Raw genomic sequence first — 13230 nt, 5'->3', positions numbered from 1 at the left:
CGCGCCCTATATGGCGACGCTCGTTGTCTTGCGGGGCCGGCCCCGGGTGAAGAAGTCCACGCGATCCTCGTCGAGCGCGATGCCGAGGCCCGGCCCGGCAGGCACGGTCAGCTCGAAGTCCGCGTAGGTGAGGGGCGTGGCGAGAATTTCCTCGGTCAGCAGCAGGGGGCCGAACAGCTCGGTGCCCCACTGGAGGTTGACGAACGTGGAGAACAGCTGGGCCGAGGCAATGGTGCCCACCGCGCCTTCCAGCATGGTGCCGCCGTAGAGGCCGATGCCGGCCGCATCGGCGATGGCGGCGACACGCTGGGCCTGGAACAGGCCGCCGCTCTGCTCGATCTTGATGGCGAACACGTCGGCGCCGGCATGTCTCGCGATCTCGAAGGCGCTCTCCGGCCCCTGCAGCGACTCGTCCGCCATAAGCGCCACCGGGAAGCGGCGCACCAGCCGCGCCAGTCCGGCGGCGGTGGCGACGGGCTGCTCGACCAGTTCGCAGCCGGCATCGGCGAGGGCGGCCATGCCGTAGGCCGCTTCGGTCTCGCTCCAGGCCATGTTGACGTCCACCCGCACCGCGCCGCGGTCTCCGAGCGCGCGCTTGATGGTCGCGACATGGGCGACGTCGGCGGCCGGTGTCCGCGCGCCGATCTTCAGCTTGAAGATGCGGTGGCGCCGCAGCTCCAGCATCTTCTCCGCCTCGGCGATGTCCTTGGCGGTGTCGCCCGATGCGAGGGTCCACGCGACCGGCAGGCGGGAGCGCAGGCGGCCGCCCAGGAGTTCGCTCACCGGCTGTCCCAGTCGTTTGCCCTGCGCGTCGAGAAGGGCGGTTTCCACGGCGCTCTTCGCGAAGCGGTTGTCCTTCACCATCTTGCCGATGCGCAGCATCAGCGCGCGCACGGCGGTGGCGTCCTGGCCCACCATCAGGGGCGCGAAATAGGTATCGACCGCGAGCTTCATGCTCTCCGGGCTCTCGCCGCCATAGGCGAGGCCGCCGATGGTGGTTCCCTCGCCGATGCCCACCACTCCGTCGCTGCACAGAACGCGCACCAGCATCAGCGTCTGGCCGTTCATGGTCGCGACCGAAAGCTTGTGCGGCCGGATGGTCGGAAGGTCGATCAGCGCCGTCTCCACCCGCTCGATGACGGCGCGGGCAGGAGCTGAGGTCGGGACGGGATGTGCAAAGGTCGCGTTCATGGCGACACCTTGCGGATGACGGGCCCCGCCGTCCAAAACCTTTTGTGTTTACAATTATACTCAGTGGGTATTATGTCGGAAAAAATATAATGGAACGGCAGCTTGCCGCACCGCAGCATACCGTAAACGACCATAAAAATTGTGCCCGCGGAGGGGCGTGGGATGGATCTTCGCCAGCTTCGGTATTTCGTTGGGGTTGCGCGGGAGCGCAATTTCACCCGTGCCGCCCAGCAGCTCAACATCGCCCAGCCGCCTCTGAGTCGCCAAATCCAGGCGCTGGAGGACGAACTGGGAGTTGCCCTCCTGATCCGCAACAGCCGTCCCGTGCGGCTGACGGAGGCGGGCCGGCTGTTCTACGAGCAGGCGTTGCAGGTGCTGGGACGGGTCGATCAGATGCGCGCGGCGACGCGGCGCGTGGGCCTGAACCAGAACAGCGTGCTGTCCATCGGCTTCGTGGCGTCTACCCTCTATGGCGGGCTGCCCTCGCTGGTGCGCAAGCTGCGCCACCGGGCGCCGGATATCGAGATCCAGGTGCTGGAGATGATGTCCATTCAGCAGATTCCGGCGCTGAAGGAAGGGCGCATCGACATCGGCTTCGGGCGCCTGCACCACAGCGATTCCGGCGTGGTGGAAATCGTGCTGCGCGAGGAGCGCCTGACCGTCGCCATTCCCCGGGACACGCCGTTGGCGCAGGACAGCGCGCCCCTGCCCATCGGCGCGCTGACCGGCCAGAAGCTCATCGTCTATCCCAAGGAGCCGCGCCCCGGCTATGCGGACCAGGTGCTGAATCTGCTGCACGGGCATGATGTCCGGCCGGCGGAGGTGCATGAGGTGCGCGAAATCCAGACCGCGCTCGGCCTCGTCGCCGCCGAAACCGGTCTGTGCGTCATTCCCTCATCGGCGCGGCAGATGCGCAGCGATGTGCATTACCGGCTGCTTGAGGGGGAACGCGCCACCTCTCCCGTCATCCTCTATCACCGGGTGGGCGATACCTCGCCCTACATCGATCTGGTGAAGGAGGTCATCAAGGAGATGTATGCGGAGAACCCCTCCTGGCTCAGCGCCGAGCACAATCTGCCGACGCGGCCGTCCTTCGCCGAATAGGCCCGGCTCTTCCGCCTGTCAGCCCTGGTCGCCGCCGCCCGCGGGCAGCACGGTTCCCGTGATGTAGGACGCTTCGTCGGAGGCGAGGAAGAGGATCGCGGCGGCGATCTCCTGAAGCTCGCCATAGCGGTCGAGATGGGTTGCGCGCAGGGTCTGGTCGACCACCTCCTGCATCCACGCCTTGTCCTGCTCGGAGATGGGATCCGTGCCGCGCGGCACGCGGCGGGGAGGTGCCGAAACCCCGCCCGGCGCGACCGCGTTCACCCGGATGCCCGTGCCGGCGAGCTCAAAGGAGAGGGAGGCGGTGAGGGCGTTCACACCGCCTTTCGCAGCCGAATAGGGGATGCGGTTGATGCCCTTGGTGGCGATGGACGACACGTTCACGATGGCCCCGCGCCCCTCGCGCAGCATGTAGGGCAAAGCGGTGCGGCAGCCCCACAGGGTGGGAAACAGGGAGCGGCTGATCTCCGCCGTGATCTGGCGTTCGTCGAACTCCTGGAAGGGCCGCATCCAGATGGCGCCGCCCACATTGGTCACCAGCACGTCGATCTTGCCGAACGCGGCATCGGCCTGCGCCATCACCCGGTCGTTGCCGGCATAGGTCTCGAGATCCTCCACCATCGCCAAGGCGCGGCCCGCGCCATGGGCCGCCTCGATCTCGGCGGCGACCTCGGCGACGATGGGCGAGCGGTCCACCACCAGCACGCAGCCTCCCTCGGCGGCGGCGTCCAGCGCGACCTGCTTGCCGACGCCCTGGGCTGCGCCGGTGACGACAAGGCTCTTGCCTGCGAAGCGTTGAGGGCGAGCGGTCTGGTCCGACACGGGTTTTCCCCTTGTTGTGCGGCTGGATCTAAGACGGACTTTAGCCTGCGGGGCCGCTGGAGGCCCCGCAGGCGCGCACTCAGTGTGAGGCGACCGGCACGGCGGCGCCCTCGCTGGACGTCCGGCGCACCGTGAGGGTGGCGAACGCGGCCAGCGCGAGGGGGATCGCCAGCGCCATGAAATACCCGGAAGGACCGGCGCCGGACAGGAGCTGGCCGCCGACCGCCGAGCCGACGATGGCGCCCGAACGGCCGATGCCGATGCCCCAGCCGGTCGCCGTGGCCCTAAGCTGCGTGGGATAGGCGTTGGCGATCAGGTAGTTCAGCACGAGCTGCTGGCCGCCGATGCCGAAGCCGGCAAGAGCGATCAGCGTGAAGACCACCGGCCACCGGTCGCCCGCAAGGCCGAGGCCGATCGCCACGGCGATGCCGACCATGAACATCAGCGTCAGGAGCTTGCGCGGATCAACCTTGGGCAGGAGCGCCGACAGCGGCAGGGCCATGGCGATGAACGCGGCATTGACCGTGACCGTGCCATACGCCGCCTGCGCCTTCTCAAGACCCAGCGTGGTCAGTGCGGTGGGCAGCCACTGCAGCAGCAGGAACCAGGCGATCCAGTTGAACAGGTAGATCGCGGAAATCGCCAGCGTGACACCGCGATAGCGCGCCTCGAACAGTCCGGCAATGGACGCCCCCTTCTCCACCTGGACGGGGCTGATGATCTGTACATCCGCGGGCACGATCTGGCCGGTCATGCGCCCGAGGAGGCGCCGCGCCAGGTCCTGGTCTCCGGCCTTGTTGCGGGACACGAGAAAGGCGGGGGATTCCGGCAGGAGGGCGTAGATGACGACCAGCAAGGCCAGCGGAAGTGCGCCGCCGAGCAGGAAAATGCCGCGCCAGCCAAGCACCGGCAGCCAGCTCGCCGCGATGAGGCCGCCCAGCATCGCGCCGGCGGGCAGGCCGAGCAGCACGGCGGTAATCATCAGGCCGCGCTTGGGCGCGGTGCTGTACTCGCCGGTCAGCGCGAGCACGGAGGGCGTCGCCCCGCCCATGCCGAGGCCGATCAGGAAGCGCAGCACGATGATCTGCGTGGGCGAGGTCGCGTAGGCGCCCGCCAGCGAGAAGGCGCCGAACAAAGCGATCGCGATCATGATGGCCTTGCGGCGCCCGAAGCGGTCGCCGAAGCTGCCGAGCCCGATGGCGCCGATCGCCATGCCGATGATGCTCGCGGTGATGACCCAGGTCATGTCGGCAGGATTCATCTTGAAGTCCTGCGCGATGGCCGGCCCGATGAAGGCAATCGACTGGGTGTCGAATCCGTCGAGCAGGGCGATGACGAAACACAGTCCGACCACGGCCCACCGGCCAGCGGTCATCGATCCGGCGTCGATGATCTCCTTGACATCCCGCGTGAGCGGAAGGCGGTTTGGCATCGGGCTTTCCTCAATGGTTTTGCTTGTTGCTGATCGCTGCGACATCGTCCGAGGAGACGCGGTCAGCGACAGGTTGACCCCCGATGCCCACCTGTCGGTTGCCTGCCGAGGCGGGAACAGACATGCGGGCCGGGTTCAGGCGAGGCGCCGCCATGGTGTTCCGGTTTGGAGAGGAGCGCTTCCAGTCCGGGTATGGCCGCAGCGTGAAGCTATACGCGCCGGCGCGCATTCTCTAAGATCAACTGGGTATTTTTCAATACTTATTGAGTATACTGCGGGCGCAGCACCACATGGTTGTCTTGCTGGTAGCGCTCAATATTGCGTCGCAATATTCTGGCGTGGTCGCCGGTTGTTCGACGCTTCCCGTTGAAGCAATCCCGCGCGATTTGTGCCGCGGCATCGGTCGCCCCGCAGCCGGCTCGGCCTGGCGCACGAAAAGGCATGGCGCCGACCTGCGCAGGGGTGAAGGTGGGGCCGGCTGAATCGGATTGCGGCGCGCGGGAAGAGCTTCGTCCGGGCGCACGCACTTGACCAATCCCCCGCCCCATACGGGCGGGGGCACCATTCTCACCTCGGAGGGGGGCGCGACCTAGTTGGTCTCGGCGATATCGTCGAGCGCGCTCCATTGGGGCACGTCGCCGAAGCCCGTGGGGATGCGCAGGGCCTTCACATAGGTGAATTCGTTCAGCGTCATCGCTGCCCGTTCGCGCCCGTAGCCGCTCGACTTGGTGCCGCCGAAGGGGGTGCCGTTGCCGCCGCGGTTGTAATTGTTGATGAATACGATCCCCGCCTCCACCCCCCGGGCCACCCGGTTCGCCCGGGCCTGATCGCGTGAATAGATGCCGGCCACCAGCGCGAAGTCGGTGGAATTGGCGATGGCGATGGCCTCCTCCTCGGTGCGGAAGGTCATCAGCGCGGTGACGGGGCCGAAGATCTCCTCCTGCGCGATCCGCATGTGGGGCGTGACGCCGATGAAGACGGTGGGCTGGACGAAATAGCCGTTCCGCAGCCGCTCCTCCTGCGGCAGCGGGGCCTGCGCGAGGATGGTGGCGCCTTCCTCCAGGCCGATGCGGATATAGTCCAGGACCTTCTGCTGCTGGGGCTTCGAGATCAGCGGGCCGACATGGACCTTCGGGTCCGTTCCCTCGCCCAGCCGCAGCCGGCGGACGAAGGCGGCGAAGCGCTCGGCGAAGGCGTCGTGGATGTCGGCGTGGACGAGGATGCGCGAGCCGGCGGTGCAGGCCTCGCCCTTGTTGAAGAAGGCCGCATCGACCGCATCGCGCACGGCGCGATCGAGATCCGCATCCTCGAACACGATGAAGGGGTTCTTGCCCCCGAGTTCCAGCAGCACCGGAACGTGCCGCTCCGCCGCCGCCTTGAGCACGGCCGTACCGGTGGACGGGGCCCCGGTGAAGGAGATCTTGCGGATCAGCGGATGCGCGGTGAGTGCCCGGCCGGTGGCGCCGGGGCCGGGCACCACATGGACGAGATCGGGCGGCAGCACCTCGTTGATGATCTCGACGATGCGCATGATGGTCAGCGGCGCCTGCTCGCCCGGCTTCAGGACGATGGTGTTCCCGGCGGCGAGCGCCGGCGCGATTTTCGCGCCGGTATGGATGGGCGGCCAGTTGAAGGGGATGATGCCGGCCACGACGCCATAGGGCTCGCGCACCGTGACCGAATAGACGTTGCCCATGTCCAGCGTCTCGCCGCTCATCTTGTCGGCGAGGCTGCCGAAATAGGCGAAGGCGTGGATCAGGGCGGCGACGTCGAAGGCCTTGGCGTCACGGACCGGCTTGCCGTTCTCGCGGCAGAGCAGCTCGGAAAGTTCGTCGGCGTGTTCGGCGAGCTTGCGGCTGGCCTGGAGAAGGGCAAGCCCGCGCTCGCGCGCAGGCACCCGCCGCCAGCCGAGGAAGGCCGCGTGGGCCGACCGCACCGCCGCGTCCACTTCCGCCGCGCCCCCGCCCTGCACCATGGCGAAGACGTCGCCGGTGGCCGGATTGTCGACGGGAAAGCGGTCCTCGGCATTCGTCGAGGACCAGCGGGTGGTGACGAGATCGAGCGATGCTCTTCCCATGGCGGGCCTTCCTCATCGGTGGTCATGCCCGAACAAAGCCGGACACGGCAGTGCACCGGCCAGCCCCATCACGGGTTGGCCGGCGCCGGTTTCAGCGGGAGATGTCTTCGAGCGACCGGTTGGTGGTCTCGATGGCCAGCGCCGAGACCACGATGCCTGCGACAATCGCGGCCGCCGCGAAGACGAGGAACACCATGCCGATGCCATCGGCCACGAAGAAGCCCACGATCAGCGGGCCAACCATGGAGGCCAGCCGCAGCCAGGCCGTGCCGAGGGCGGTGCCGATGGCCCGGGCGCGGGTGGGGTAGATCTCCGGCGTGTAGAGATAGATGCCGAGAACCGACAGGCCCGCGAAGTAATAGGCGATGCCGCTGAGCACCACGAACTGGGGCACCGACGTGAGGCCGACGAACCAGATGGAGAGGAGCGCCGCCGCGGCCCCGAAGAGGGCGACCATGAACAGCCTGCGCCGGCCGATCCGGTCGATGACGAAGCCCGCCGTCAGTCCGCCGGCCAGCTGCATCAGGCTGCCGATGGTGCCGAACCGCAGCGCGGTGTCGAGCGGCAGGTTGAACACGCTCCGGTAGAGGGTGGGCAGCCAGGTGCCGAGGCCGTAGGTGATGAGGAAGGTGGAGAACCAGATCACCCACACGACCACGGTGCGCCTGATGTAGTCAGGACCGACCAGGTCACGCCAGGACGACCGGCGCGGGTCCGCGGGCACCCATTCGGTGGGCGGCGCGAGCTTCTGGCCGGTGGAGGCCTCGATCTCGCTCTCGATGCGCGCCATGGCGGCCTGTGCATCTGCCACACGGTTGCGGCTCGCGAGCCAGCGGGGCGATTCAGGCAGCAGGAAGCCGAGGCTCACGCCGATGATGATCGGCAGGACACCGATAAAGAACATGGCCTGCCAGCCGAGGTGCGGCACCACGAAGGAGCCGATCAGGCCGGAGGCGAACAGCCCGAAGGTGAAGACGCATTCGTAGAGGATGAAGAAGCGTCCGCGCTTGTGCGCCTTGGCGATCTCGCTGATGTACACCGCCGCGATCGGCACCTGCGCGCCAAGGCCCAGGCCCTGGATGGTGCGGAAGACGAGCAGCGTCTCGTAGTCCGACGCAAACGCGCAGGCGAGGCTCATCACCGACATGATGCAGATGGCGCCGATCATGGTCGGCAGGCGGCCGAAGCGCTCGGCGCACATGCCGGCCACGAGCGCGCCGACAAGCTGGCCGAGATAGCCGGTCGAGATGAGGAAGCCGACCTGCGGCCCGCTGAGCTTCCAGAGCGGCCGCAGCACCGGCAGCACCTGGGCGATGGTGAGCGCGTCAAACGCGTCAAAGAAGGTGGCCGTGCCGATCAGGATGCGGGCCTTCAGGTGCCAGCGCGAGAACGGCAGGCGCTCGATGCGCGCGGCGACGTCGCGGATCACCTCCGCATGCGCGCTGTCGGCCTTGCCCATACTGATGTTCTTCATCCAATCACCTCCCCGGCATTGCTTTGATCTGTGTTCTTGATGAGGGAGCGCGCCGATCGCCGGCACGCATCCTCGCTGCGGCCGGTCTTCACGCCAGCTTCAGCAGCCTCTTGGCGTTGCCGCCGAAAATCTTCGCCTTGTCGGCGTCGCCCAGCTCGAACTTCCGCAACCAGTCCACGCCCGGCGCGTTCTCCACGAAGGGCCAGTCGATGGAGAACAGGATGCGGTCCACGCCCATCTCCGCGATGCAGCAGGCAAGCGCGGGGTCGGAGAAGAAGCCGCTCGTGGTCACGTGGAAATGGTCGGTGAACAGCTTGCGGAAGGCCTTCGTCGGCGTGTCGCGGCTCAGGGCCTCGTCGATGCGGGCCATGAGGAACGGGATCCCCTCGCCGAGGTGCCCGAGAATGAGCTGGAGACGGGGAAACGCCTCCAGCGCGCCCGACAGGACGAGGCGCATGGCATGGGTGCCGGTCTCGATGGTGAAGCCCCACGCGGCCGTGGCGAAGGTCGGGTGGGTCTCGGCATATTTCCCCATGTAGGCCTGCCGCACCGCAGCCATCGGCAGGGCCGGATGGATGTAGAGCGGCACATCCAGCGCCTCGGCCCGCTCGAGGATGGGCCAGAAGCGGGCGTCGTCCAGAAACCGCCCGTCCGTGGTCCCGTGGATCATGGCGCCCTTGAAGCCCAGCTCCCGCACCGTGCGTTCCAGTTCCTCCGCCGCATAATCGGGCGCGGACGTGGGCAGTGAGGCGAAGGCCGCGAAGCGGGTGGGGTGCGCCCCCACCACCTCGGCGAGCCGGTCGTTGGCGCGCCGGGCTACGTCCGCAGCCGAGGCCGCCGCAACCCGTTGAAGCCCGGGCGGCGCATGGGAGAGCACCTGGATGTCGACGCCCGCTTCGTCCATCTCACGCAGGCGCTGGGCGCCGAGATCGCGCATGCGGGTGGCGAGGCTGCCGCCGGCGCCGCCGGCGATGGCATACACCTCTGCATCGAGATAATGCTCCTCGATGGCAACGACCGGCCCTGGCGCAGCCATGGCGCGCCTCCTGCTGCTCGGATGCGTGGCGAAAGCTCTGGCCCGCCATCCCCCGCGCCGGCCGTGCCGGCGCAGGGGCGTGACTCAGGCACACAAAGCGGCGAGTTCGGCGTGGGTGGTCAGACGCGCCAGCGCCTCGTAGCGGCGGGCCAGGCGCAGCGACTCGATCAGCTCGATGATCCCGTAGGGGCGGCCGAACACGTGCGCGTGCACGGTGATGTCCAGGCAGCAGGGGCGCTTGGGGGCGTCCGGCCACTGCGAGAGCAGGCGCCCCAGGATCTGGGTGAAGGCCCGCGGCTCGTTGCCGTAGCGGATGTAGAGCGGCATGTCGTTCACTTCCATGGTGAACGGGACGCCGACGACGCTGCCGCGCGGGGTTTCCAGCTTGTAGGGCACGTCCGTGTCGAAGATGTCGGAATGCCAGGCGAAACCCTGCTCCGCCAGCAAAGCGGAGGTGACGGCGCTGGGGGTGCAGCGCGGGCTGATCCAGCCCGCCGGGCGGCGGCCCGAGGTCGCCTCGATGGTGGAGATGCAGCGCAGGAGGTCGGCGCGCTCCTCGGCCTCGGTCTGGTAGGCCGGCACGATGTTCTGCGCCCAGGCATGGGCGGCGATGTCGTGCCCGGCCGCGACGATGGCCTTCATCAGGTCAGGATATCGCTCGGCGAGGATGCCGCTGACGTAGAACACCGCCTTCACGTCGGCAGCGGCGAGTGCGTCGAGGATGCGCCAGGTGCCGACCTTGGGGCCATAGTCCGCCCAGGAGCGGCCCTGCAGGTCGAGCACGCCGGCCTTGAGCGGGTTGCCCATGGGGCCGATGCCCGGCGCGGAATCGTCGCTCCAGGCTTCGAGCATCACGCTGACCGAAAGGGCGAGCGGACGGTCCAGGGGCCAGGCGACGGGGGTGGAGGTTGCTGCGGTCATGCGGCGGGCCCTTTCAAATGTCGCGGTTCGTTCAGCCGATACGATTCTGGAGCGTGCCGATGCCCTCGATATGGCAGGTCACGAGGTCACCCCGCTGAAGCGGGTGGGGCGGCGTCATGGCATAGCCGACGCCGGAGGGCGTGCCGGTGGCGATGATGTCGCCGGCTTCCAGCGTCATCCCGCGCGAGAGATCCTCGACGATGCGCGGCAGGTTGAAGATCATCTGCGAGGTGTTGGCGGACTGGCGGCGCTCGCCGTTCACCTCCAGCCACAGGTCGAGCTTCTGCGGATCGGCGATGGCGTCGTCGGTGACGATGCAGGGGCCGATGGGGCAGCTGCCGTCGAGGCCCTTACCCTTGAACCACTGGTCATGGCGCCGCTGCAGGTCGCGGCCGGTGATGTCGTTGAGCACCGTGTAGCCGAACACGTATTTGCGCCAGTCCGCAGCCGGAATATCGCGGCCGTCGCGACCGATCACGATGGCGAGCTCGATCTCGTAGTCGAGCAGGTTGGTGATGCCCTCGTGCAGCGGGATGGTGTCGCCGGTGGCGATGACGGTGGTCGGCGGCTTGGAGAAGAACTGGGGAAACTCAGGCAGCTTCAGGTCCAGCCCGCGCGCCTTGTAGCCCTCGGTGACGTGATCGATGTAGTTGCGGCCCACGCAGAAGATGTTCTTGGCCGGGCGCGGGATCGGCGCCAGCAGCGTGACGTCTTCCAGCGGCACGAGGCCCGGCGCCCCGCGGGCCGCCTCAGCCAGAGCCTTCGCGGCATCGATGGCGCCGGCACGGATCAGCGAGAGCATGCTCTCAAATTCAGGCTTGCCGGTCGCCGTGAGGTCGAACACGGCGTCATCGAGCACCACACCCAGGTGCGGATCGGCGGACGGCTTGCGAACAAAGGTGACCAGTTTCATCGGCAGTTCTCCTGGCCGCCAAAAAATATCGATTTTCTGAGTCCGTCAATAAAAATATCGATTTTTTAATTGTGCAACGCAATATTATCGATCATTCAGGCTTTACGAAGCGGCTGTGATCATCCAAGCTTCACGGGCGAAGAACGGAGCGCGGCACTGTTGATGACGAAGAGCGCAACCCTGGCCAGCGAGGCCTATGGACGGCTGCGGAGCGATATCATCAACGGGGCGATCAAGCCGGGCGCCAAGCTCAAGATCCGCACCATCTGCGATCAATATGGCATCGGCGCCAGCCCGGTCCGCGAGGCACTCAACCGGCTCGCCAGCGAGGGGCTGCTGGATCACCGCGACCAGCGCGGGTTCCGGGTCCACTCGGTCACCCTGCAGGACCTCGACGAGCTGATCCTGGCGCGGTGCTGGGCCAACGAGGTCGGGCTGCGCAATTCGATCCGCAGCGGGGGCCTCGCCTGGGAGGAGGGGGTGACCGCGGCGCTCCAGCGGCTGGAAGCCATTCCGCGCTATCTCTCCGACGACACGACCGAGCGCAATCCCGCATGGGAGCAGGCCCACGGCGCCTTCCATGCGGCCCTGGTGGCGGCGTCGGGATCGTCCTGGATCAATGATTTCTGCACGCAGCTGTATGTCGCGGCGGAACGCTACCGCCATGCGGCGCGGACCGTCCCGCGCGCCGGCCGCAACGAGCAGGACGAGCACCGGGCCATCGCGCAGGCCGCCATCGCCCGGCGCGAGAACGAGGCCGTCGAACTGCTCATGGAGCATTTCCGGCTGACCGCGCGGCTGGTCCGCGCGGCCCTGCGCCAGGACGGCATGTGACGTGTGAAGTCGGGCCCTAGCGGGCGGGCCCGGTCCACACCGTCTTGGTGTTGGTGAACTCGCGGATGCCGTAGGACCCGAGTTCCCGGCCGTATCCCGAGCGCTTGATGCCGCCGAACGGCAGGCGCGGGTCCGAGGCGACCATGCCGTTGATGAAGACCGCGCCGGCATCGAGCTGGCGGGCATAGATGGCGGCCTTCGCCACATCCCGCGTCCAGATCGCCGCGCCGAGGCCGAACTCGGTGTCGTTGGCGTGGGCGATCGCATCCTCGGCGGACTTCACGCGGATGATCGCCGCCACGGGGCCGAACGTTTCCTCGTTGAAGGCCGGCATCTCGGGCGTGACGTGGTCGAGGATGGTCGGCTCATAGGTGAAGCCGGGACCTTCCACCGCCTTGCCCCCCGCGCGCAGCACGGCACCGGCAGCAACCGAACGCTCGACCTGATCGTGCAGCGTCGCGCGAAGGTCGGCGCGGGCCATGGGGCCGATGTTGGTGTCGGCGGCCATGGGATCGCCGATCTTCAGCCGGGCGACGGCGGCGCAGAACGCCTCGACGAAGGCGTCGGCGATGCTCTCCTCGACGATGAAGCGCTTTGCGTTCACACAGCTTTGGCCGACATTGATGAAGCGCGCCTTCACTGCGACTTCGGCGGCGGCTGACACATCGGCGTCGGCGAGGACGATGAAGGGATCGGACCCTCCGAGTTCGAGTACCTGCTTCTTCAGCGCCTTGCCGGCCTGCGCCGCGACGATGGCACCGACGCCGGTGGAGCCGGTGAGCGTGACCGCCGCGATGCGATCATCCGCGATCAGGCGTTCGACCTTGGACGGGGGAATGAGCAGGGTCTGGTGCAATCCGGCGGGGGCGCCGGCTTCCGCGACGATTTCGGCGATGGCCTTGGCGCACTGGGGCACATTGTTCGCGTGCTTCAGGACCGCGCCGTTGCCGGCCATGAAGGCGGGCGCCGCAAAGCGGAAATACTGCCAGAAGGGATAGTTCCACGGCATGATGGCGAGCACCACGCCGAGCGGATCGAACACGACGCGGCTGTCTGAGGCATTGGTCGCGATGACCTCGTCTTCCAGGAACCGGGGGGCATTCTCCGCGTAGAAATCGCAGTTCAGCGCGCACTTCTCCACTTCCGCCACGGCCTCGGCGATGGGCTTGCCCATCTCCAGCGATATCATCTTTCCGTACTCGGACTTGTTCGCCCGCAGCACTTTCGCCATCGACACCAGCAGCCTGGAGCGCTCGGCGAACGACGTCTTGCGCCAGGCGCGCTGGGCCGCCACCGCCTCGGCGAGCGCCTGCTCGATCTGCGCATCCGAGTGCTCCTCGAAACGGGCGATTTCCTGGGCGGTATAGGGATTGACGGAAACGATCATGGTTATGGCTTCATCGCAGGAGAAGGACGAGGTGGCGGG

The 13230-nt window shown here is 67.5% G+C and carries 11 protein-coding genes; 2 read left to right on the top strand and 9 right to left on the bottom strand.

What is annotated here, in order from left to right:
- Positions 1-6: 6 nt before the first annotated feature.
- The gene (locus tag D7006_RS16940; RefSeq protein ID WP_237353855.1) at positions 7-1191 is read right to left on the bottom strand and encodes a muconate/chloromuconate family cycloisomerase; all 1185 of its coding nucleotides are present in this window, start codon (positions 1189-1191) and stop codon (positions 7-9) included.
- Positions 1192-1353: 162 nt separating this feature from the next.
- Between D7006_RS16940 and D7006_RS16935 the strand changes: the two genes are divergently transcribed.
- Positions 1354-2295 carry a LysR family transcriptional regulator gene (locus tag D7006_RS16935; RefSeq protein ID WP_169123035.1) on the top strand — a complete coding sequence of 314 codons (942 nt, stop codon included), beginning with the start codon at positions 1354-1356 and terminating at the stop codon, positions 2293-2295.
- 18 nt (positions 2296-2313) lie between these two features.
- Here the strand turns inward: D7006_RS16935 and D7006_RS16930 are convergent, their stop codons facing one another.
- The 7 genes from D7006_RS16930 to D7006_RS16900 all read right to left on the bottom strand — a co-directional run bounded on the left by D7006_RS16930 (position 2314) and on the right by D7006_RS16900 (position 10970).
- Positions 2314-3117: a 1,6-dihydroxycyclohexa-2,4-diene-1-carboxylate dehydrogenase gene (locus D7006_RS16930; protein ID WP_237353854.1), complete on the bottom strand. Its 804-nt coding sequence runs from the start codon at positions 3115-3117 to the stop codon at positions 2314-2316.
- Between the two features lie 79 nt (positions 3118-3196).
- Positions 3197-4549: an MFS transporter gene (locus D7006_RS16925; RefSeq protein WP_237353853.1), complete on the bottom strand. Its 1353-nt coding sequence runs from the start codon at positions 4547-4549 to the stop codon at positions 3197-3199.
- A 589-nt stretch (positions 4550-5138) separates the two neighbouring features.
- Complete coding sequence (locus D7006_RS16920; RefSeq protein WP_237353852.1) at positions 5139-6626, bottom strand: aldehyde dehydrogenase; 1488 nt, start codon at positions 6624-6626, stop codon at positions 5139-5141.
- 91 nt (positions 6627-6717) lie between these two features.
- Entirely contained in the window at positions 6718-8100 is a 1383-nt protein-coding gene (locus D7006_RS16915) for an MFS transporter (protein WP_237353851.1), read from the bottom strand.
- A gap of 88 nt (positions 8101-8188) precedes the next feature.
- A complete protein-coding gene (locus D7006_RS16910; RefSeq protein WP_237353850.1) occupies positions 8189-9136 on the bottom strand; it encodes an amidohydrolase family protein in 948 nt (315 codons plus the stop codon).
- An 84-nt stretch (positions 9137-9220) separates the two neighbouring features.
- Entirely contained in the window at positions 9221-10057 is an 837-nt protein-coding gene (locus tag D7006_RS16905) for a polysaccharide deacetylase family protein (protein ID WP_237353849.1), read from the bottom strand.
- 31 nt (positions 10058-10088) lie between these two features.
- On the bottom strand, positions 10089-10970 hold the full coding sequence (locus D7006_RS16900) for a fumarylacetoacetate hydrolase family protein (RefSeq protein WP_237353848.1): 882 nt from the start codon (positions 10968-10970) through the stop codon (positions 10089-10091).
- A 162-nt stretch (positions 10971-11132) separates the two neighbouring features.
- On the opposite strand from D7006_RS16900, the gene D7006_RS16895 reads away from it, so the two are divergent.
- Complete coding sequence (locus D7006_RS16895; RefSeq protein ID WP_169123028.1) at positions 11133-11804, top strand: GntR family transcriptional regulator; 672 nt, start codon at positions 11133-11135, stop codon at positions 11802-11804.
- 16 nt (positions 11805-11820) lie between these two features.
- On the opposite strand, the gene D7006_RS16890 is transcribed toward D7006_RS16895, so the two are convergent.
- Positions 11821-13191: an NAD-dependent succinate-semialdehyde dehydrogenase gene (locus tag D7006_RS16890; protein WP_237353847.1), complete on the bottom strand. Its 1371-nt coding sequence runs from the start codon at positions 13189-13191 to the stop codon at positions 11821-11823.
- Between the last annotated feature and the right edge of the window lie 39 nt (positions 13192-13230).

The organism is Xanthobacter sp. YC-JY1 (genome assembly GCF_021730305.1).
Taxonomy (GTDB): domain Bacteria; phylum Pseudomonadota; class Alphaproteobacteria; order Rhizobiales; family Xanthobacteraceae; genus Xanthobacter; species Xanthobacter flavus.
This window is presented reverse-complemented; position numbering and strand designations above follow the sequence as displayed.